At 73.0% G+C, this 23272-nt stretch carries 7 protein-coding genes; 2 read left to right on the forward strand and 5 right to left on the reverse strand.

Going from position 1 to position 23272, the window contains the following annotated elements; translation table 11 throughout:
* Positions 1 to 170 precede the first annotated feature (170 nt).
* Positions 171 to 410 carry a DUF6458 family protein gene (locus tag OG559_RS02755; RefSeq protein ID WP_161692301.1) on the forward strand — a complete coding sequence of 80 codons (240 nt, stop codon included), beginning with the start codon at positions 171 to 173 and terminating at the stop codon, positions 408 to 410.
* 51 nt (positions 411 to 461) lie between these two features.
* Here the strand turns inward: OG559_RS02755 and OG559_RS02760 are convergent, their stop codons facing one another.
* Positions 462 to 1481 (reverse strand): ParB/RepB/Spo0J family partition protein, encoded by a 1020-nt coding sequence (locus tag OG559_RS02760; RefSeq protein WP_405112002.1) that lies wholly within the window; start codon positions 1479 to 1481, stop codon positions 462 to 464.
* A gap of 203 nt (positions 1482 to 1684) precedes the next feature.
* Positions 1685 to 5059: a BTAD domain-containing putative transcriptional regulator gene (locus OG559_RS02765; RefSeq protein WP_405116328.1), complete on the reverse strand. Its 3375-nt coding sequence runs from the start codon at positions 5057 to 5059 to the stop codon at positions 1685 to 1687.
* Between the two features lie 302 nt (positions 5060 to 5361).
* Here OG559_RS02765 and OG559_RS02770 point away from each other — a divergent pair, with 302 nt between their 5' ends.
* Positions 5362 to 8256: a BTAD domain-containing putative transcriptional regulator gene (locus OG559_RS02770; RefSeq protein ID WP_405112005.1), complete on the forward strand. Its 2895-nt coding sequence runs from the start codon at positions 5362 to 5364 to the stop codon at positions 8254 to 8256.
* 47 nt (positions 8257 to 8303) lie between these two features.
* Here OG559_RS02770 and OG559_RS02775 read toward each other — a convergent pair whose 3' ends face one another.
* The 3 genes from OG559_RS02775 to OG559_RS02785 all read right to left on the reverse strand — a co-directional run bounded on the left by OG559_RS02775 (position 8304) and on the right by OG559_RS02785 (position 22818).
* Positions 8304 to 10301 carry a tachylectin-related carbohydrate-binding protein gene (locus OG559_RS02775; protein WP_405112008.1) on the reverse strand — a complete coding sequence of 666 codons (1998 nt, stop codon included), beginning with the start codon at positions 10299 to 10301 and terminating at the stop codon, positions 8304 to 8306.
* Between the two features lie 362 nt (positions 10302 to 10663).
* On the reverse strand, positions 10664 to 13009 hold the full coding sequence (locus OG559_RS02780) for a hypothetical protein (RefSeq protein WP_405112011.1): 2346 nt from the start codon (positions 13007 to 13009) through the stop codon (positions 10664 to 10666).
* 68 nt (positions 13010 to 13077) lie between these two features.
* A complete protein-coding gene (locus tag OG559_RS02785; RefSeq protein ID WP_405112014.1) occupies positions 13078 to 22818 on the reverse strand; it encodes an RHS repeat-associated core domain-containing protein in 9741 nt (3246 codons plus the stop codon).
* Between the last annotated feature and the right edge of the window lie 454 nt (positions 22819 to 23272).

Here is a 23272-nt window from a genome sequence, read left to right on the forward strand (position 1 = left end):
GTACCCGACGACAAGATCGCCGGCGGCACCGGCCCACCGGCGTCCGACCGCCACCGGGAGGTACCGCCGGGGGAGAACTACGAGGGCCTCCCGGGTCGGCCGATTACGCGGTTCGCCCACGGGGTACTTCCTTCCATCGACAGCACACTGCATCCCCGAAGGAGGCTGTCGTGGGTATCGGCACAAGCATCTTCCTGATCGCGGTCGGCGCGATCCTCACGTTCGCGCTCGACGCCAACCTCGGCGGCGTCAACCTGGACGTCGTCGGCTGGATCCTGATGGCCGCCGGCGTGCTCGGCCTCGTCATGACCACGCTGGTCTGGGGCCGTCGCCGCGAGGTGGTCACCACCACCGAGCCGGTGGAGTACCGCCGGGTCGAGGAGCGCCGGGACGTCACCCCGCCGCTGTAGGTAGCGACGGGGCCCGCCCTCCGACGGATCATCGCGGCGCGGTTGCGGCGTTCAGGCCGCCCGCGGCGGGGCCTCCTCGTCGCCGAGCTGATCGGCGAAGTCGAGCCAGCCGCCGGCGCAGGCGCGCGCCACCGCGTCCAGCGAGCGCCGGCAGTGCTCCGGCAGCGCGTCCGCCGTCGGGCCGGAGCCGTCGAGGAAGGCCAGCGTGGCTGACACCATTCGCAGCAGCGCCCGGCCCTGATCCGTGTAGCGCAGTGCCGGCTCCCGGGTCAACCATTCCAACTGCTCGCGAATCCTGAGCACGGCGGGCTGCCCGGCGTCCGCCGCGGCCCACTGCCGCGCCGCGCCGTCGGTGCGCCGGACCCCCTCGGGGCTCGCGGCCAGCAGGTGCCGCTGCACGTCCAGCGCGGTGCCGACGGACACGCCGGCGCGGCGGGCCACCACCCGCAGGCTCGCCCCCGGCTCCTCGCGCATGATCTGCTCGGCCGCGAGGCGACCCTCCTGGGCGGAGAGCGGGTGACGCCGGCCGTCGCGGCCGATCCGGGTGTCGAGCCGCTGGCGGCCGTCGGCCGACTCCTGCCGCAACGCGGCGACCGTGCGCGGCGCGACCCCGCACACCGAGGCGATCCAGCGGTCTGAACAGTGGGGATACGTGCCGAGGATGCGCCGCACCGCCGCCGCGCGGTCCCCCGCGCGCAGCGTCTTGCCGTGGGCCGCATTGAGTCGCACCGCGACGACGAAGGCCTCGTCGCCGGTTCCCTCGAAGTACACCACGGGCACCTGCCGCTGACCTCGGCCGCGCGCCGCGGCCAGCCGGTGCGACCCGTCCATCACACGCATCGTGTCCCGGTGCACCACCAGCGGCGGCAGTTCCTCCGTCAGCCCGGCCAGGTGCCGGACGTACAGGCCGTCGATCCCTCCGAGCCGGGGAGACAGCCCTTCCCGCAGCAGGGTGACGTCCACCCATTCGACCTCGCTGCGGACACGCTCGAGCACGTCCTCGATCCGCCTCTGCGCCAGCACGGCGTGCTGCGCCACGGCGTCGGCCGTAGCCACCGGTGCAGGATCCATCGCTTCTGCTCCCCATCGGACGACAGCTACCCCGAACAACCGCCCAGGCTGAGGTGGGCAGGCAGAAGCTATCGCGACATCGGCGCAGGTGGATACAGGCTCCGTACAGAGTCAGTACAGGCCCCTCACAGACCCGGCCGGTGCCGCCCTCGGCTGCGCCGCCGAGAGGACGTTCCGCCGCTCCGGCGGGCCGGGCACGACGGTCAGCGGCCTGCCGTCAGCAGATCCCGGAGGCGATCGGCCAGCACCTGCGCGCCGACCGCGCGGTACGCGGCGACGGCCGCCGCGACCGTCGCCGGCGCCTCGTCGGCGTCGGTGGCGGTCAGGCAGCGGGCGAGCGCCGCCAGCGCATCCGCCTCGACCATCCGGAAGTCGTGCGCCGTCGCCAGCTCACGGGCCTCCGCCGCGCAGCCCCGGGCGAGCCCGTGCGCTCCCAGGCCCAGGTGCACGACGGCCAGCCCCACCTGTGCGCGCGCGGCGAAGTAGGGATAGCCGTTCTGACGTGCCATGTCGAGCGCCTGCCGCAGGAAGCGCAGCGCCCCGGCGGGGTCGCCGCCGGCCCGACGCGCCTCCCCCATCGTGCACAACAACGCAGCCTGCGCCCGCTGGTCCCGGACGATCACCGCGAGGTCGTACCCCTGCTGGGCGGCGCTCAGTGCCCGGGCCGCGTCACCATGCTGCGCGTAGAGCTGGCTCAGCTCGTCCAGGGTGGACAGCTCTCCGTGCATGTTGGACCGGTGCCGGTAGCCGGCCAGCGCGGCCGTCAGGTGCTTCTCGGCCGCGCGTTCCTGACCGAGCTGGCGCAACACCATGCCCAGGTTGCCTCGGGTGGACAGCACCGACGCCGTCCGACCGGCTGCCGCGTTGATCCGCAGGGCATCGCGCAGGCACTCCGCCGCCGCCGCCAGCTGGCCCTGATCGGCATACATGGCACCGAGCCCGTTGAGCGCCAGCCCCCGCACCGCCGCCAGCTCGGCGCGGTCGCCGCACAGCCGCAGCGCCTCCCGGTACCCCCGTTCCGCCTCGTCCAAGCGGCCCTGCTCGGCCCGCACCACGCCGATGTTGTGCCACAGGTACGGGGCCGCCGCCGGCCAGTCCGATCCCCGGGACAGCCGCTCGCCGGCCCGGTAGTCGGCCAGTGCCTGCGCGTGCCGGCCCAGCGCCCACATCGCCTGCCCGCGGCTGAGCAGCATCGCGGCCCGGCCGGCCCCGTCGGCCGCCGCGGTGGCGGCCCGCAGCCCGGCTTCGGCGGTACGCAGCCAGCGGTCGACATGCCGGCGGATCAGGAAGTACCCGCGTAGCTGGTCGGCCAGCAGCCAGCTCAGCTGCGGCCGGGCGCTGTCCACCGCCCGCTCGACCAGCGCCAACAGCGCCCCGGCCTCCGCATCCAACCAGCGCAGCGCCGCCTCCTGGTCGGCGAAGGGCCCACCGCCGGAGCTGGTGACCAGCCGCACCATGCCCGGGTTGAGCAGTTCGACCGCCTCCGTGGCCGTCCGCAGCGACCAGGAGTGCAGCCGGTTCCGGGCGGCGTCGGTGTCGGCCGGATCCTCCTCGCCCACCAGCCGCGCCGCGTACAGCCCGAGCAGGTCGTGGAAGCGGAATCGCTCGACGGTGTACTGCAGCAGCATGTTGGCGTCCAGCAGCTCGCCCAGCACCAGGTCAGCCTCCACCTGACCCACGCCGAGCAGCTCCGCGGTGGCTTCGACGCCGAAGTCGTCCCCGGGATGCAGCGCACACAGCCGGAACGCCCGGCGGACCGGCTCGCTCAGGTCCTGGTAGCTGAGCTGGAAGCTGGCCAGCACGCTGGTGTCGCCCGCGCTCAGCTGGGTCAGCCGGTGGTTCTCGTCGCGCAGCCGGTGGGCCAGCTCCGACGTGGTCCAGGCCGGTCGGCTGGCCAGCCTTCCGGCGGCGATGCGCAGCGCCAGCGGCAACTGCCCGCAGGCGACCGCCAGCTCGCGGGCGGACTCCGGATCGGCCGACACCCGGCCCGCGCCCACGGTCAGGTCCATCAGCCGGACGGCGTCCGGGGTGGACAGGGTCGCCAGGGCGACGATCAACCAGGGCGACAGGTCGGGCAGCCTGCGCCGGCTGGTCACCAGCGCGTCGCTACCGCCCGGGCCCGGCAGGAGCGCCCGCACCTGCGCCGCATCGCGGGCGTTGTCCAACACCAGCAGCATCCGGCGGTCGGCCAGGGCGCTGCGCAGCAGCGCCGACGCCTCCTCCTCGTCCGGCCCTATCCGGCCGGCCGGCACCCCGAGCGCGCGCAGGAAGCGTCCCAGCACCCCCATCGGGGTCGCCCGCCCGCTGGGACCACTGCCCAGGTCGGCGTACAGCTGACCGTCCGGATACTCGTTGCGCAGCCGATGCGCCAGGGTCAGTGCCAGAGCTGTCTTGCCGACCCCGGCCGAGCCGCTGATCAGCACCACCCGCATCGACGTCGGGGCGGAACGGGCCAGCTCCACGCCGATCCGATCCAGCTCCCGGTCGCGGCCGACGAAGTCGGACGGCCCCGCCGGCACCTGCCGGATCGAGGCAGTCCGGGGCGACGGGGCGACGGCCGCCGGCCACTGCTGCCGAAGCACCGCCTCGTAGGCGTAGCGGAGCTGCGGCCCCGGATCGACGCCGAGCTGTTCGATCAGTGCCCGGCGGACCCGGTCGTACGCGGCCAACGCCTCGGCCTGCCGTCCGGACGCCACCGCCGTCATGATCAGTTCGGCGTGCAGCGGCTCGTGCAGCTCGAGCCGCTCCGCCAGCTCTCGCAGCAGCGGCAACACCTGCTCCTGCTCGCCCAGTTGGCGGCCGAGCGCGGCGGCCTGGCACAGCAGCGTCGCGTACTGCTCGAACAGGGCGGCGACCAGCGGGGTGCCGCGCAGCTGCTCCACGTCGGTCTCGCCGCGCCACAACCGGGCCGCCGCGAGCAGCTGCCCCAGCGCCCGTGCGGGGTCGTCGCCGGTGTGACCAGCCGCGACCAGCTCACGGAAGCGCAGCAGGTCGAGATGGTCGGCGTCGAGCGCCAGCCGATATCCGCTGCCAGCGGCAACCAGAACGCCTGTCCCCTCCGGCCCCCACAGGCGGCGCAGCCGGCCGACGTAGCTGTGCAGCAGGTTCAGCGCGGACGGCGGGCGATCCTCACCCCAGAGCAGGCCCATCAGCTCCTCGCGCCCCACCACCTCGCCCCCGGCCAGTGCCAGCCGGGCCAGCAGGCAGCGGTGTTTCGCCGAACCGAGCCGCAGCTCGGTGTTGCCGTGCCGAAGGAGCAGCGGGCCGAGCACCGCCACGGTCAGGGGCCCGGCACCGGCCGGTGGTGGGGGCTGCGCCCGCCGCGACCGCGCCGCCGGCACCACCTGGCTCAACAGGGCGGTGGTGTCCGCCCCCGCCGCGCCGAGGTGGTGGGCGAGCGCGTGCAGGGTGGCGGTGCGGGGCACCCGGGTACGCCCCTGCTCCAGGTCACGGATCGCCGCGATGCTGACGTTGGCGGAAATCGCCAGGTCCCGCTGGGTGAGGCCGAGTTGCTCGCGCAGTCGGCGCAGCTGCGCCGAAACGGGCTCGGGCGCGTCACCGACTGCCTGACCGGCCATCTCGGACACCCGAATCAGCGTCTGTGCCAGGCCGGATGGAGCGTTTCATCGAACACAGTGCAGACGGTACTTCAATCTGGCTGTCCCCATACCCGGCCGCTACGGCACCTCCGGTGGTACGACGGGCCGCCGCTCCCGCCGATGGTGCACCGCTGGCATGCCGGACCGTCGACCGGGTAGCACTGGCAGCAACCCCTGGGCAGCGAAATGGCGGTACCGTTGTCCAGCGGCGGACGGTGCGCCGTGCACCGCCGCCGAGACCGCTGCGCAACGGCCACAGGCGCGAAAGGTGATCGTGTCACATGCGGTTCAACCTGCTCGGCCCGTTGACCGTCGAGAGTGCCGCCGACCGGGCGGTGCCGCTCGGCTCCGGAAAACAGCGACAACTGCTGGCCACCCTGCTGCTGATGCCCAACGAGGTCGTCGGGGCGGCGCAGCTGACCGCGGCGCTGTGGGGCGACGCTCCGCCGGCCTCCGCCCTGGCCAACCTACGCACCTACGTGCTCGGCCTACGCCGCCTCCTGGACGCCCCCGACACGCCACCGCGGATCGTCGCCGACGCGGGCGGTTACCTGCTGCGGGTGCGCCAGCAGGAGCGCGACGTGGATCGGTTCGACGCCGCCGCCTCCCGGGGACGGGCCTGCCTGGCCGTCGGAGACGCCGCGATGGCACAGGCCGAGCTGACCGTGGCGGTCGACATGTGGCGCGGTGACCCGCTGGCCGACGTGCCGCTGTCGCCGCTGACGGCGGGTCGGGTCGCCGCGCTGACCGAGCGGTACCTGCTGGCCGAGGAGGACCTGGCGGAGGCGACGTTGCAGCTCGGCACCCCGGGCGAGACGGTACGGCGGCTGCGCGCCCTGCTCGATCGTCACCCCCAGCGCCAGCGCGCCTGGGAGCAGCTGATGCTGGGCCTGTATCGCCTGGGTGACATCAACGGCGCCCTGGACGCGTTCCGCGCTGCCCGGCGGACGCTGGCCGAGCAGACCGGGCTGGACCCGGGGCCGCGGTTGCGGCGGCTGCACGAGGACATCCTGCACCACCGCGACCCGAGCGGCCCGGTGGTGAGCCCACCCCGGGCGACCAGCTCGACCGTCCACGACCTGCCGCCGGCGGTGGAGCCCTTCGTCGGGCGCACGACCGAGATCGCGGCCGGCCGGGCGGAGCTGGAGGCCGGCACCGGGGCTGTCATCGCGCTGCACGGTCCGGGCGGGGTCGGCAAGTCCGCGCTCGCGGTGCACCTGGCCCACCTGAGCGCCGAGCACTTCCCCGATGGCGTGCTCTACCTGGACCTGCGCGGCGCGGAACCCGCCGCGCCCCCGATCGACGCCCTCGGCCGCCTGCTGCGCGCGCTCGGCGTACCCAGCGGCGCGGCGCCCGTCGACGAGGCCGAGGCGACCGCCGCCTACCGCCGGTACGTCGCCGGCCGGCGGATCCTGGTGATCCTCGACAACGCGCACACCGCGGCCCAGGTCGCGGCGCTGCTGCCGGCGGGCCCGCCCAGTGCCGCCATCATCACCAGCCGCCGCCACCTGGCCACCCTGCCCCGCGGGCGGCACCTGCCGGTCGACGTGCTGCCCGTCCCCGACGCGGTCGACCTGCTGGGCCGAGCCGGTGCGGGCGAACGGATCGCCGCCGACCCCGCCTCCGCGCACCGCCTGGCCCTGCTGTGCGGCAACCTGCCGCTGGCGCTGCGGGTCGCCGCGGCCCGGTTGGCGAGCCGGCCCGGCTGGCCGCTGGCGGCGTTCGCCGACCGGCTCGCCGACCCCGCCCGACGCCTCGACGAGTTGTCCTACGACGACCTCGGCGTCCGGCGCACCCTGCGCCTGGCGTACGAGGCGCTGTCCGAGGGCGACGCGCACGAGCGGCTGTGCGCCCGCGCGTTCCGGCTCATCGGCGCCGTGCCGCTGGCCGTGATCAGCGTCGGCGCGGTCGCGGCCCTGCTCGGCCGGGGGCCCGAGGAGGCGCACGCGGTGGTGGAGACCCTCGCCGACCAACGGCTGTTGGAGCCCCGGCAGCCCGGCCGGTACGAGATGCACGACCTGCTGCGTCTCCTCGCGTACGAACAGGCGCGGGCACACGAGAGCGGGGCCGATCGCGCCGCCGCGCTGCGGCGGCTGGTCGAGACCTACATCGTGGCGGCCGAACGCGCCACCGCCCTGGCCAACGCCGGTTGGACGCCCACCGACCCGCTGCCCGACCCCGTCGGGCCGTGGCAGACCTGGCCGGAGACTCTGGTACAGGTCAGCGGCTGGTTGGACACCGAGCATCTCAACATCGCGGCGGCGGTGGCCCGGGCCAGCGAGACCGGCGGCGAGCCGGCCCGCCTGGCGGTGCGCCTGGCCTGGCTGAGCTACGCGCTGTTCTGGCGCAGCGGCTACCCCGTCGAGGCGCTCGCGTTGATCGATCGTGGCCTGGCCCTGACCGCCACGCTCGGGCTGCACACCGAGTACGGGGTGACCCTCTACTACCGGGCGAAGCTGCGTCAGGCCGACGGCGACCCGGCCGGCGCCGAGGCGGATCTGCTCGCCGGCGCGAAGGTGGCCGAGGGTCTCCAGGATCACCTGCTCCTGTCGGCCTGCCTCGACGCGCTGGGCAACCTGCACTACCTCACCGGCGATCCGGTCCGGTCGCTGCGCCGCCACGAACAGGCCCTGACGCTGCGGCAGCAGCACGGGACACCGCTTCACGTCGGCGGCAGCCTGAGCAACATGGCCGACGCGCAGTTCGATGCCGGGCAGCCGGAGCAGGCGCTCACCGGCGCGCGCCAGGCGCTGCGCATCGCCCGCCGCATCGGTGCCACCGGCCTGGAGGGCGCCGCCCTGGCCATGTTGGGCCAGCTCGAGTGCCGGGCCGGCGACCATGCCGCAGCCGAGCGGACGCTGACCGAGGCCATCGCCCGCACCGCCGCCACCGGCGACCTGCCCACCCAGTGCGAGGCCGCGCTGGCCCGGTGCGCCACGCGGCTGGCCGGTGGGCGGCCTCGGCGGGCGCTCGACGACGCCGTCTCGGCCCGCGACCTCGCCAGCCGGATCGGCGACCGCTATCTGCGCACCGTCGCCGCCCGCGCGATGGTGGCGGCCACCACGGCCGAGGGGGAATCGCCGGCCGGACACCGGCCGGACACCGGGTCAGCGGCGGACCCGCGACGGCTGCCGGGTTACCGCTCGCCGATGTACGAGAGCTTCTTCGGTCGATGACCGCCGCGCGCCGGAGAGGGGGCCCATGCCCCCTCTCCGGCCGTCGATCAGCGGGGGGCAGGCGGATCGGGAAGTACGTGCCGGAGGAAGACCGGACGCGGGGCGGAACCGGTGGCCCCACGGGCCCGATCGGCCCCGCCCACCCGGGCGAGCGGCTCCTGGACGGTGTACAGCCGCAGCGTGCCGCCGGCGGTCCGGGTCAGGTAGGCCAGGTTCGGACCGTTGGCGTTGATGAAGCTGAATGCCGTCGGATCGGCGGCGTAGGTCTCGAACGCGTCCTGGGCCGGGATCCAGTCGCCCCAGGCGCCGCTGCCCTGCGCCGTCTCGGCGGCGTAGTGGATGTAGCCGTCGGAGCCGCGCACGAAGACCCCGATCCGGCCGGTGGCCGGGCTCAGCACCGCGCTCGGCGCACCCGCCGCTACGGTGCCGGAGCCGCCGACCGGCGTCCACACCCCGGTGAAGGTGCCGTCGACGCGGCGTTCCGTGGCCATGATCCGGCCCGCGCCGTTCCGGGCGAAGATCCGCATCCGGTAGCCGGGCAGCACCACCACGGCCGGGGTGCCGGTGAAGCCGCTGCCGCCGAGGCTGGTCCACGGCTGCAGCGTTCCGCCCGCGTACCGGGCCGCCCGCAGCGTGCCGGTGCTGTCCGCGACGACGACCAGAGCGCTCTCGTCGTCCAGCGGCACCGCCAGCGGGGTGCCGGTCAGGCCGGTGCCGCCGAGCTTGCGCCAGGCCAGCAGGTCCGGGTGCGCCGGGTCCTGCCAGCGGGCCCACAGGGCGCCGCCCGCGTCCACCGCGAACACCACCTCACGCTCGTCGGACAGTCGTACCACGGCGGGACCGGAGGCCATCCGGCCACCCAGGTCGGTCCAGCCGCCCCAGCCGGGGCTGCCGGCGACGGACTGGGTGCGGGTCCAGACGTTGCTGTTGATGTTGCGAGCCGTGATCCGCACCAGGTTCTGCGTGGTCTCGGACAGCGCCGGCACCCCGCTGAACCCCTCGCTACCGGAGACCGCGGTGAGCTGCAACGAGCTGAAGTTGTCCGGGTTCATCCGCCCGTGCAACAGCCGGCCGATGTTGTCGGAGTGGGCCAGCTCGATGCTGTTGGAGGCGGCCTGCGTCACGGCCGCGGGCGCGTGCTGGACCACCTGCACCGGCGGCCGGGCCGGCACGTGCGACGCGGTGAGCCTGCAGGCGTCGGTGACGGCGGCCACGTTGCTGAAGATGTTCCAGCCGCTGCCGACGATCCGCTGCGTGATCGCCCAGGTGCGGTTGTCCTCGCGGAAGCGGTACTGCTTCAGGGTCCCGCCGTTGTCGATGCCGAACAGGGTGTCGCCGCCGGCCGAGAAGATGCCCCTGGTGAAGGCGTCCCAGCCGGTGCCGAGGGACTCCTGGTACTCGAGCCAACGCTGGCTGTCCGGCTCGTAGCGGTAGCGGAAGAGGCGGCCGTCGGTGGCGTCCCGGGCGTACAGCACACCCGGTCCGGCGGCGACGATAAGGTCGAAACGACCCCAGCCGGTGTCGAGCAGCCGGTTCGAGAAGAGCCACTTGCCCGCAGCCTCGTCGTACCGGTGGACGCGCAGCCTTCCCTCGCCGTCGACGAGGTAGAAGTCGCCCCGCTCGTCGACGGTGATCTTGTCCCGGAACCCGGCGGTGGCATATTGGGTGAAGCTCGTGCTGATCCGCTGACCGCCGACGCCGTTGGTCATCTCCCAGCCGCTGCTGGTCCAGCGGTAGCGGTACAGGCCACTGGCGTTGATGCCGTAGACCCGGCCACCCGGGCCGCCGATGACCCGGCCGAAGGTCTGCCAGCCCGTACCACCGGAGATGGGGGCCGACCAGGCGGAGTTCGCGCTGCCGGGCGCGTTGAGGGGGTAGCGCCACATCGTGCCGCCGGCGTCCGCGCCGAAGACCGACGTCTGGGCGACGCAGCTCACGGTGTCGGCGGCCCGCGCGGGTGCCGGCTGGGCCATCGCCAGCAGGGTCGCGGCCAGCGCCGCGACCTGCGCGGCGGCCAGCCCGGCACGCCATCGTGACGGATTCATGGCAATCCTTTCGATCATGCCGGCGATGCCGGGTCGTCGCCCGTCACACGTGGACGGTGCCGGCGACGACCCGATGGACGGTCGGCTGTTCAATATGAGGAGTTGGCGGTGCTGGCCTCGCTGACGGCGAGCAGATCCCACTTCCTGTCACCGATGCCGCAGCCGACCGACGAACGTGGAACTCCGGAACCCGCGGTGAATCGCATGTGCGCCCCTCCCGTGCCGCCGTGTCACGGCGTCGGGGTGACGCTAACCAGTACCGGTGGGACATCGACGACGCCGCACATCCCGTACTCGGGCCCGTACTCCGGCCCACGCCGACCGGGTGGGCGCGACGACGCCGCGCCCACCCGGTGTGTGCGCTACGCCGGCGGGGCCGGAAGGGTGCGCGCGGCGAAGACGCCACGCGCGACCGACGCGCCGCCGAGACCCGCGATCCCCACCGAGGTCGCCCGGTCCCGACCGGTCGCCGCGGCCAGGCCCGCCACCGGCTGCCGCTCGTAGACCCGGCTCGCGTTGTTCGCGTTGCGGAACAGGATCAGCCAGGTCTGTCCCGCACTGTTGTTCACCGGCACGATCGTCGGATCCGTCGCCGTCGACTCGAACAGATCCGGAATCGCCGCCGACCAACCGCCGAACGCCCCCGAACCCTGCGTCGTCTCCCACGACAGCATCACCTCGCCCGACGGGCTACGCGTCACCACCGCCGTACGACCCAGCACGGGATCCAGCACCGCCGCCGGCGCACCCGCCGACACGTACGACCCCAGCGACGTCCAGGCCGCCGGGAACGTCCCCGCCGCGTCCTGGTACTTCGTCCCGATCGTCCCGTTCAGGGACCGCACGAACACCCGCATCCGGTACCCCGGGTACACCACCACCGCCGGCACGCCGGTGCCGGTCCCACCCAGGTTCGTCCACCCGGACAGGGTGCCGTCGACGTACTCGGCCGTCTCCACCGTGCCGGACACGGTACGAAGGAACAACCGCACACCGGTGCGGGTCTGCGCGACGACCGGGGTGCCGACGAAGTCCCGGTCGATCAGAGCCTGCCAGCCCGGAACGGTGCCGGTCTGCTGGTAGACCCACAGCTTGCCGTCGACGTCCACGGCGAAGACCGCCATCGTCCCGGACGGCAGCAGCGCCAGCGCCGGGGCCGCGGCCATCGAACCGCCGAAGTCAGCCCAGGGGGCCCACGTCGCCGAACCCACCGCGGTCTGCGTGCGCGCCCACACGTCCGAGTCCGAGTAACGGGCCGCCACCTGCACCCGGCCGTCGCCCGACACACCCAGCGACGGTCGACCCGAGAACGCCTCGCTACCCGACACCACGGTCCACTGCACGGAGCCGAAGTTGTCCACATCGGTCTGGTGGCCGATCAGCACCCGGCCGATGTTGTCCGTGTACGCGTACTCCACCATCCCCAACGACGCGCCCGCCGCCGGGCCGGCCTGCGCACCCACCGACGCCGCGTACGACTCCACCGGCGCCGACGGAATCGGATCGGTGAAGAACCCCTGGATGTCCGCGACGAGGCGGACGGTTCCGCCCGTGTTGTTCTTGAGCCGGACGTGGCCGTTGCTGCCGGGTCGGACGATCACCAGGGCGGCCGTGTCGCGGGAGGTGCGTGCGTGCACCTGGCTGACGTTGGGCTCGGCGCCGCCGGTCGGCCACACCTTGACGCCGCCGGCGGCGGTCGGGCCGGAGGCGATCACACTGAGCACCACGCCGGCCACCCCCCGGGTCGGCAGCCCGAGCCTGCCGGCCACCTGCACGTCGACCACGCCGCCGGCCGCGATCGCGGTTTCGCTGTCGTAGAGCCGGGTCGCCGGAAGGTAACGGAAGCCGGCCCCCTCGCCGGCGCTGCTGGTGATGTAGCCGTACGGCGCGACGATCAGGTCGACGGCGCCGCCGCTCCTGTTGGTGAAGGTGACCTGACCGGCTGCGGAGAGCGGCAGCGAGACGACGTGCGAGTGGTTTCCGGTCGCCTCGAAGTTGAGCGCCGAGTGTCCCGGCGCGCCGCCGGCCGGCGTCACACCGAGCCAGCCGGACACGGTCACGTTGACCGCGATGACGTCGGCCAGCACGGCGGTCGCGGTGCTCGGGATCACGGCGCCGGTCAGCGTCACCGTGCGGGTGCCCTGCGCGGGGATCTTCGCCAGGGCCGTTCCCGTGCCGTCCCGGGTGTCGACCAACTTGTCCTGCGCGACGGGGACGAACCCGCCACCGCCACCGCCGACGGTGGAGCGGAAGTAGCCCTGCGCGGTGGCGATGACGTGCGTGTTACCGGCGAAGTTGCGCACGGCGATCCGGCCGTTGCTGCCCGGACGGACGACCGCGGTGTTGGAGATCTGCTCCCCCGGGGCGATGTTGACCATCGAGATCCCGTTCGGGGTGGTGCCGTCGGGATATGCCTGCAGGTAGGTGTTGCCGGTGCCGCCCGGAGCCAGCAGCCGGACCAGGACCGCGCTGACCCCGGAGGCGGGAATGCCCTCGACACCCAGGACCGGGAACGTCACCACGCCGCCGCTCCCGACGACGTCGGTGTGCCCACCGATGCCGTAACGGGTGTCGAGCAGCGCGGCGTTGCTGGGCAGCGGAACGTAGTTGCCGCCCAGCCCGGCCGCGTCCGCGGACACCGGCGCCGGCCGGACGACCGCCACGGCGGACGCCGCCAGCAGCAGCCCCAGCACCGCCAACAGTCGCACCCCGAGCGATCTGGGGCTGCACTTTATGGACATTTGACTCCTTGTCGGTTGAAGGGCGATGCGCGACCTCACCGAGGCCTCCTCTTGCCGAGCGTCTTGACGACCAGGCGCCCGGTGTGGCCGAGTGCGCCGACGGTCAGGCTCACGGAGAGGAGAGGGTCGAGGACCGTGTCGCCGGGTATGAAGTTGTCGCCGACGTCCTGAGCCGACTCCACCGTGTCGACCGCGTTGCTGAACCGCTCCCGACGCTCCAGGGTGCCGCCGATGATGTCGGTGCCGTCGTTCACGATGTCGCCCCTGCCCCCCGGGCAGGTGCACGGGCTGGGTGACTTGTCGAGCAGGCCGGACAGGTTGGTCGGGCCGTGGACCGGGCAGGCGGGGTCGGTGTTGTGCACCAACATGTCCAGGCCGCCGACGATCACGAAGAACGTGTGCAACGTGTCGACGGAGAGGTTGTACACCCGCTTCCGCTCGGTCCACTCCCTGGTGGCCAGCGCGGTCGCCGTGCCGCCGGTGGACGTCCGCAGCTGGTCGCCGGGGGCCAGGTCACCGGCCTCGACCCAGCGCCGGCCCTCCGGCGACCAGAACGGGTGGCCCTGCGTCGCGGTGACCTTGCCGCTCGCCGTGCCCGCCGCGCCGTCGGTGTCCACCTCGACCTCGACAAGCTCCTTCTGGCCCTCGCCGACGATGACCGCGTTGACCGTGAAGGCGCCGGTGCGGCCGGTGGTGGGGTCGGCGGCGAGCACCTTCTCCCCCACCTTGACCTTGCTGATCGGCTTGGTCGAGCCATCGGCCATCCGGACCAGGGTCTCGCCGCTGAAGCTGTTGCCGGTGGCGCAGGAGGCCACGTCGGCGACGTTGTCCATGCTGTGCTTGGCGTCCTTGACCAGCTTCGATCCGCCCCGGGCGACGTCGGCGATCTCGTCGGCGTGCCTGACGGCCAGGCTTCCCATCCGCGCCGCGCGCACCGCGCCGCCACCGGCGCCACCGAGGGCGTAGCCGGCGATCGTCGCCGCGGTCCAGGCACACGCCTCGAGGTCACCCTTGGTCACGCAGCTGACCAGGTCGGTGACGCCGATGGCGTCGGCGGCGATCTTCAGCGCGCTCTGCACGTACGGCGCCGCCGCCTGGGCGAAGTCCACCACCGCCTCGGCCGCCTTGGACACCGCCTCGACGACCACGCCGGCCGCCTGGACGGCCGTCTCGTAGATGACCTTGGCTGCCTGCACCGTGTCGGCAACGACGTCCCGGACGGTGGCGACCACCGCGGCCGGGATGTGCGCCGCGACCGACACCACCGCCTTGATGGCGGAAATCACCGGCTTGAGCGCGGCGGCGACGGCCCTGATCGGGTTGTGCTGGACCGCGTACTCGATGGCCCGTCGCGCGGTCTCGGTGATCCTCTGCTTTGCCACGTAGATCGCCTGCCGCGCCTGCGCGGCCTTCTGCTTGGCCCAGTTCACCGCCCCGGCGGTGGCCTTGCTCACCGTCTTGATCGCGCGGGACACCTTGCCGGCCACCCAGGTGGCCGCGGATCTGACCTTCCCGCTGACCCATCTGACGACCGAGCGGGCCTTGTTGTAGAGGGCCTTCGCCGCGCTGGAGACCGCCCTGGCCACACTCTTGATCGCCGACCCGACCCAACTGGCAACGGACTTCACCCCGGACCAGACGGCGCTGGCCGCCCTCTTCACCCCGGACCAGACCGTGCTGGCCACCTTCTTCACCCCGGACCAGGCGCTGGAGGCGACCTTCTTGACCTTGTTCACCACCGACTTGCACCAACCGCAGGACGGCCAGTGCCCGTCCGGGTCGGTGTGCGCCAGCGGATCGCCCGCCGCGTAGGTGTACCGGTTGGCCAGGATCGCGTCGCCGCTGCGGTATCCGACCGTGTCGCGGGAGACGAACGCCCCGGCGCCCGGCTCGTACCAGCGCGCGCCCATGTCGACCTGGCCGGTGGCCGGGTCGGTCCAGTCGCCCTGGAAGCCCAGGTCACCCGTGTCGCCCTCGGTGGCGACGACCTCGCCGAAGGGGTCGTACGCCTTCGAGTCGGTGACGTCGGTCAGGGCGGTGTCGGCCGGGTCGATGCCGGCCACCACGTCGCCGTGCCCGTCGGTGACGGCCAGCAGCTCCTCGGCACCGGTTCCGACGGCGACGACCTCGCCGGCCGGCCCGCGGGAGTAGCGGCCGGCGCCGTCGGTCACGACGTCGTCCGCCGTGCCCGCGTAGCCGAACGAGACCCCGCCGCGGGTCGCCACCCGGTCCAGCGCGTCGTACGTGTAGCCCACCGTGCCGGCGGCGGTGAGCCGGTCGAACGCGTCGAAGGCGTACGTCTCGGTCAGGCCGGAGCTGGTCCGCGCGGCGAGCGTGCCACGCGCGCTGTAGGCGTACGTGTAGTCCGAGTCGGACATCAGGCGGTTGCGCTCGTCGTACGTGGCGGTCTTCGCGCCGGCCCTGGTCCGGTTGCCGGAGGCGTCCCAGGCGTATGCCACGGTGCCCTGCGGGCCGGTCCACGAGACCAGGCGCCCGGCCAGGTCGTAGGCGTAGGTGTTGTTACCCGCCCCGACCGTTCCGGTCGTCTTCTTGCCGACCAGCTTGTCCTCGAGGTTGTAGGTGTAGCCGATCGAGCTGACCGACTGCCCGGCCGAGTTGCGGGTGACGTCGCTGGTGACGCGCGCCAGGTTGTCGTAGGCGAAGGCGCGGACGCGGCCGGAGCCGTAGTCGATGCCGGTCACCTGCCCGGCGGCGTCGTAGGTGTAGCTCTGGGTGACGTTGGCGATGCCGTCGCGGATCGCGGTGAGCTGGCCCCGGTTGTAGGTGTAGGCGGACGTCCCGGAGGCATCGGCCCGGCTGGTCAGCTGGCCGTCGGCGTCGTAGCCGAAGCTGGCGGTGCCGGCCCGGCCGGTGGACTTCAGGAGGTTGCCGCGGTCGTCGTAGCTGAACGTGTCGGTGCCGACCAGCGCGGAGGCCCGGGTCAGCCGGCCGGTCAGGTCGTAGCCGAGGGTGCGCTCCGGGGCGCCGGCGCCGCTGCCGGTCTCACCGGTCAGCCGGCCCGCCGCGTCGTAGCTGCGGAGCCGGGCCACCCCGCCGGGCGAGGTCAGCCTGGTCGGCTGCCCGGCGATGTTGTACGCCACCGTCCAGGTGCGGTCGGTCGCGTTGGGGTGCGCGGTGGTGCCCGGCTCGATCTGGGACTCCAGCAGCCCCCAGCTGTTGTAGGTGGAAATGGTGCGGTTGCCGCGCCCATCGGTGTAGCGGGTGCGGTTGCCGGCCGCGTCGTAACCGAAGCTGGTGGTGATCGAGGTGGTGGCGGTGACGGGCTCCACCTGCCGGGTCGGGCGGTCGAGCGCGTCGTACTCGTACCTCGTGGTCACGCCGCCCGGGCTGGTCGCCGAGATCATGTTGCCCGTGGCGTCGTAGCCGTAGGTCTGGGTACGCAGGATCGATCCGTCCGGCGCCACGTCCGACTCGGCGGTGATCAGCCCCAGTGGGTCGTAGTCGACCCGCTCGGTGCGGCCCAACCCGTCGCTGACCCGCACCTGCCGGCCGGCGTAGTCGTACCCGTAACTGGTGGACACCCCGGCCGGGTCGACCACGCGGGTGAGCTGACCGAGCGTGTCGTACACGTTGGAGGTGGTGGCGCCGCCGGGCGACGCCATCGACGTGATGTTGCCGGCGTCGTCGTAGCGGTACCCCGTGGTGAGGGTGCGGGCGGTGGGGTACCGCTCCAGCACCGTCGTGGTGAGCTGCCGGTCGAGGTCGTCGTAGGTCGCCTCGGTCCGGTCGCCGGTGGGGCCGGTCGCCGACAGCATCTGGCCGGTGCGGGTGTAGCTGTACCGGGTCACGGCCCGATCCGTGACGCCGGTCGGCTCGTCCTGGCTGACCAGCCGTCCGAGCTGGTCGTAGGCGTATCGGGTGGCGTTGCCCCGGGCGTCGACGGTCTCGACCACGTTGCCCGCGGCGTCGTAGCGGGTCGTCGTGGTCGGTTGCAGCGAGCCCACCCCCGCGGGCGGCCAGTACGTCGGGGCGGCGCGGCCTACCTGGCGGCCCACCCGGTTGTAGGTGTAGCTGCTGACGTTGCCCCGGGCGTCGGCCAGGTGCACCGACTCGTCGAAGGTGTTGTACCCGGTGACCGTGGTCGGCGTGACCGTGGTCGGCGCGCCGCCGTTCTCCTCGGCGGCCACCGTCGGAACGGTCGCCCTGACCTGGCGGCCCAGCTCGTCGTAGTCGTAGCTGGTGGTCCGCCCGGCCGGGTCGGTGCTGGCGGTCAGCAGGCCGCGCTGGTCGTAGGCGCTGGTGGTGACCCGGGTGACCGAGCCGGCCGTGACCGTCTGGCGGATCGGGTTGCCGCTGTCGTCGTAGGCGTAGTCGACCTGCTCCGGGGCGGTGGACATGGTCCACGGCACGTTGGACGCCCGGCCGGTGCGCATCACCCGGGTGGCGTTGCCCATCGCGTCGTACGTGTACGACGTGGTCAGCGCGGCACCACCGGGGTTGACCACGACGCTGGCGACCTGGCCCGTCCGCGTGAACGTCTGCTGGGTGACCGAGGTGCCGTTGGCCGCGGCCTGCCGGGTGAGATTGCCGGCGCCGTCGTAGGTGTTCTCCTCCACCACGTAGTCACGCGTGGTGCCGTCGGGGTTGCGGAAGTTCTTCAGCACGATGCGGTGGAGCTGGTCGTCGCCCTGGTACTGGTACTCCAACCGCCGACCCATCGCGTCGGTGTCGCTGACCATCCGCCCGGCGTAGTCGTACGAGTAGGCGTGCAGCACCAGGTAGTCGCCGGTGCTGGGGCCCCCGTCACCGGCGTACGCCCGCAGCCGGACCTCGGCCAACGCGTTGCGCGCGGTGTAGGCGTAGTCGTATCGGTTGCCGTTGGCGTCCACGACCGTGGTCTCGTTGCCGAACCGGTCGAAGTTCTTGACGGTCTCGTTGCCCTCCGCATCCGTGACCTTGATCGGCTGGTTGTACTGGTTGTACTCCCACGTGGTGCTGCGGGTCTCGTCGTCGCCGCGCACGTCGTCGACGTCGACGCGGGTCACGTTGCCGTCCACGTCGTAGCCGGTCGTGGAGCGCTTCTGGTGCACCTGGCCGGTCACCCTGTCGGTCGTGGCCGGCCCGGTGGTGCCGACCAGCCGCGACAGCGCGTCGTAGGCGGAGCTGGTGACCACCCCGGCCGGGTAGGCGTTCGAGGTCTCCGTGGTGTTGAGCGTGCGACCGAGCGCGTCGTAGGTGTAGCTGGTGATCGCGCCCGACGGCTGCGTGGCCCGGTACAGGTCGCCGTTCTGGTAGTAGGCGTAGCGAGTGACCTTGCCACGCGCGTCGGTGGTGCTCAGCAGCAGACCGGCCGGCACGTTGCCGCCGCCGTACGCGGCCTCGCCGCCGGTGGTGTAGGTGTGGCTGACCGTGCTGCCGTCCGGGTTGACCTGCGTCGCCAGCTCACCGGCCGAGGTGTAGGTGTAGGTGGTGCGGTAGGTGTTGTCGGTGGCGCCGGCCGAACGTCCGTCCCGCGACTCCGTCGGCCGGTCGTTACGCGGGTCGAGCGGGTCCGTCACGGTCGCCGGGTAGGTCGTGTAGGTGGTCTGGCAGACGCTGGCGGTGCGGCAGGTCCGCTTGGACGTGACATTGCCGCGCTCGTCGTAGGTCATCCGTACGGCGTCGCCGTTCTCGTTCGTGACCACGCTCTGGTTGCCGCGATCGTCGTACTCGAACGTGCGGATCGCCATCCCGTCCAGCGGGTGCCGCACGAACACCGGCCCGCCCGCGTCACCCGGGATGATCGTGCAGAACGCCGGGTCGCCCGGGTCGGGGGTGGAGCACACCTTCGTCGGCGGCGGTGACGGTGTCGGTGTGGGCGAGCCGGGCCGGTCCTCCTCGCGGGTCTCCAGGCCGAGCGGGGTGCCCGAGCGCAGCAGTTGCCCGGTGAGCGCGTCGTACTCGTACAGGTGCGGCCGGTTGGCCGGGTCCAGCACCTGCACGCTGCGGCGCAGGTCGGTGTCGCCGCCGTACACCAGCGGCGCGCCGATGCTCCAGGTGCCGCCTTGCCGATCGGTGTGCTTGCTGACCCGGTCGGCCGCGGTGTCGTACGTGAACCGCGCCGCGATCTTGCCGCTGGGCAGGGTCACCGTGGTCAACTGGTCGGCGCCTGCGGCGTACCGGTAGTGCGCGGTGACCGCCGCCTGGCCCAGCGGGTGGGAGTAGATGGCCACCTCGTCGATCGCGCCGGTGTAGTGCCGGCGCGCCGTCGCGCCCCAAGCCGGCCAGGAGGCCGGCGAGGTCGCGTACGCCGCGCCGAGCTGGTTGAAGGTGAGCAGCGAGTGCTCGACCGTGGCGCCGGTGCGCTCGGCCACCTTGGCGCCGTCGAGGTAGAGCGTCTGCACGCCGCCCATGGCCGACAGCACGGCGTGGTGCCAGCGCCCGTCGTTGACGACGGCGGTCGAGGCCAGCGGCGCGATCGTGGGGCCGCCGAACTGGCCGCGGAGCCTGCCGTCGGTGCCCACGTACAGCACCGGCACCCCGGTGGTGGACTCGGCGCCGAGCGCCTTGTCCTGGTAGCCCAGCAACGGGCCGCCGCTGCCGGTGACGCTGTTCTTGAACCAGAGCTCGACCGCGCCGTCGCGGGGCTTCTTCACCGTGCCCTTGGGCAGCTCGACCATCGAGGAGGTGCCGTTGAAGCTGGCCGCGGTGTTGCCGGTGCCGGTCAGCGCGCCGGCCGTGCCGAGGGTGACGCCCGCGTAGGTGCCGGCGTCCTTGCCGAGGTTGACCGCGACCTCGCTGCCGGCGGCGGTGCCCTGCGCCTCGCCCAGGCGCCAGTACGACTCCGGCTTCGCGTCGAGCACCCCGGTGCGGTAGTGCGAGCCGGTGCCGTGGCCGTACTGGGTGCAGACGTTGCCCGGGGCGCAGACCGAGGTGAGCAGGTCACCGTTGTAGGTGTAGGCCCAGGTCGGCGCGGTGCCGTTGACCGGGTCCGCGGCGACGCTGCTCACGTGCGCGCCGGACCAGGTGAAGGTCAGCGACCGGCCGGCGGTGTTGGTCTGGCTGTTGGAGACCCGGGCCCGGGCCAGCTTCCCGTCGGTGGCGTTGTAGGTCAGCACGATCGACCGCAGGGCGGCATCGGTGATCTTCGTCAGCCGACCGGCGGTGGAGAACTGGTAGGCCATCTTCGCCTTGTCCACCAGCGTCCAGACAGTGCCGTTCCAGGTCAGCGACGCGGTCCGGCCGGACGGTGCGGCGAAGGTGCCGTCCGGGTTCTTGCCGAAGCGCACCTGCTGCCCGTCCGGGTAGGTGACCAGCACGTTGCCGGAGCCGTCCGCGTCGGCGACGAGACGCATGTCGTACCGGGTCGACCAGCCGGCCCCGAACGCGCCGTCGCGCCGCGGGTCGAGGCTGTTGTAGGTGCGGACCAGATTCAGCTCCGGACCGACCGTGGTGACCGTGGCGTCCATCGCGGTGGTGGAGACGTTGCCGGTCTGCGCGTCGAACTCGCGGTCGCGCGCCGCAGTCGTCGCGCCCGCGATCCGCGAGGTGATCTCCGGCTGCGGCACGGAGGTGAGCAGCGTCGAACCCGGCGACGACACCTCGTTACCGGCGTCCTTGACGATGACCTTCCACTGGTAGGCCTTGCTCCAGTACAGCCGGCCGGCCGGCACGGTCCAGGCGGTCTTGTCCTGGAAGCCGGAGTCGAAGCAGCCGGTGGTGCCGCCGGACGCCGTCTGCTCGCACACCTCGAACTTGTAGGTCAGCGACAATCCCGGAGGCGCGTCGATGTCCACCGCACGCGCCCACAGCTGCGGGGACAGGGTCGGTGCGGGGTAGCCGTTCGGCGGGTAGAGCTCCTGCACGACCGGGGGGATGTCGACGACCTCGAGCACCATCCGGGCGGGCGGCACCTGGTGGTCCGTGAAGACGACGCCGCCGGTGCGCACCATGGTGAAGTCGAGGAAGTACCTGCCCGGCGGCATGGCCTTGATGGTCGCGTCGAGGGTCACCTGAGCGCCGCGGGCCACCGGGGCGGTCAGGTTGGCCGCGCGCTGCTGGGAGACCGCCGCGCCGGTCTCCGCGTCGTAGGCGCGGTAGGCCAGGTAGTAGCTGCCCACCGGCCAGGCCTCGGCGCTGAGGTTGGTCACCGTCACGCCGACCCGGCCGTCCTGGTTCTGCAACACCGGCGGGTTGGGCACCGGCTTCGGGATCTGGTACGAGGCGTTGTACGGACTGTGCGTCACGAACAGCTTCGGCGGGTTCGCCGTGCCGGTGCCGGTGAACCGCTTCCCGCTGAGCGGGTCGGCCGAGGCCCGCAGCGACAGGCCGTTGTTGCCCTGTTCCCCGTTGACCCAACGCTGCACCAGGTCGGCACCAGCACCGCCCAGGTCGAACGCCTCGGCCGCGGCCGGGCAGGCCGAGTGATCCTGGCCGAACGCGACGTAGCCGTGCGCGAACGACTCGCCGGCGAACGCCGCGCCGACAGCCGGCCCGGGATAGGAGTAGCCGCTGCCGGCCGACCACCCGGCCGTCACCGGGTGCACGGTCACCTCCCGCGCCTGGCAGGAGTCGGAGTCGTAGTTGACCACCTGTAGCTGCGCGCCGAAGATGGTGTGGTAACGCAGCCGGTCCACCAGGCCGCCGAACCTGACGTACGACGCGGCGTTGGCGCCGCTCACCGTACCGACCCGCAGCTCGCTGCCGCCCGCGGCGGAGCTGGAGCCGTGCACGTACATGGCCGAGTCGGCGTTGACCTCCGCGACCGGCAGCTCCACCGTCGGGTCCAGCCGCACCGGGTAGACCCGGGCCTGATCGCGCAGCCACCCGTCGTCCACGGAGACCCGCAGCGTCGGCCTGCCGCCGACGCCGAGCAGCTGGTACCTGACCGCCGTCGAGGTCGCCGGAACGGGTGCGGCGTCGACGACGTAGCCCGGCGGGAAGACGGCCCGCACCGTGCCGGCGGCGTCGGAGAGCCGCACCGCGCCGTCGTGGACCGCCGCGGTGAGCCCCTCGAGGCGCAGCGGGAAGTCGTACACCCTCGGCGCGGCCGCGGAGCGCAGCACCAGGGTCTCCTTCAGTGCCCCGGGGCGCGACTCCAGTTCCAGGTCCACCCCGGGCAGCACGCCACGGTAGGTGACCAGCGCCCCGTCGGCCCGCCCGGACACCGGCGCGGCACCGGCCAACCCGTACGACACGGCCTTGCCGTCGGCGATGGCGAAGCGGGCCAGGGCCGGAGCGTTGGCCCGTGCGGCGAGCCGGATCCCCACCGCGTCGGCCGCGTTGCGCCAGCCCGAAGCGGTGTCGGAGGTCAACTTCGGGTCGATCGGCGCCCAACCGCCGCCGGGGGTCCGGTAGTTGATCGGCGCGGTGGAGAACGCGGTGGTCTGGGTGCCGTCGGCGTTGGCGTAGACCTGCTGGTACGCATCGCGCTGCTGCGCCAGCTCCCGGCTGCTGGTCGGCTGGTAGCCACGCACCGGCGTCTTCGACGGCTGCCCCAGCGAGGCGGTGTTGGCCGGGGCGGTCGGCTGCTGCGGCAGCGAGTGCTGCGGATAGCGCGATCGTTGGGAGGCGGGGATCTTCCGGTTCACCTGCTGCTGCGCAGCCGCGGCGGCCTTCGCCGGGCCATCCCACCGCTGCCCCGGCGCGGCGGCATCCTTCGCGGCGCCACCGTCGCCCCCGGCCGACTCAGCTCCCGTGCGGGACGCCGCATTCGGGGCTTCGACCGGCTGCGGCAGATCCCCAGTCCCGCTCACCAGGACGACGATCGCCATCGTCGCGGCCAGCGCGCTGACCAGTGTGCGACGTAGTGGCGGGCGCGCACGGAGCAGGTCCATGGTCCGCCCACCTGACGCGCTCATGTTGCCGTCATGCATCGCAGACCTCCGTGACGCGCGAGTTGCTACCCCGCATCGCGGCTCTGCGATGCCGCCAGTTGAATATCGCGGCGCACTGCGGCACATCGCCAGCTATATGGAACCGTTATCCGCAGCGACCGTTCAACTGCTGCCGGTGTCCGGCTGAACAGCCACGCCACCCGGCCCCGGCTGGTCCTCCCCGCGCGGCCGGTCGACCGCCCCGTCGCGCCCGGCCAGGAATCTTCTTCCTTCCCTGCGGACCCTGTCGAAAATGATCCGATGCGGACGACACGACGGCTGGCGGCACGGCGGCTGGCGGCTGGCGGCTGGCGGCTGGCGGCACGATGGCTGGCGGCTGGCGGGTGCGGCACCCACCGGCTTCGCGAAGCGTCGAGGATCTTGCGGCACTGGCAGCGGCACACGGGGCCGGACA

This window comes from Micromonospora sp. NBC_01405 (genome assembly GCF_045040155.1).
In the GTDB taxonomy this organism is placed as follows: domain Bacteria; phylum Actinomycetota; class Actinomycetes; order Mycobacteriales; family Micromonosporaceae; genus Micromonospora.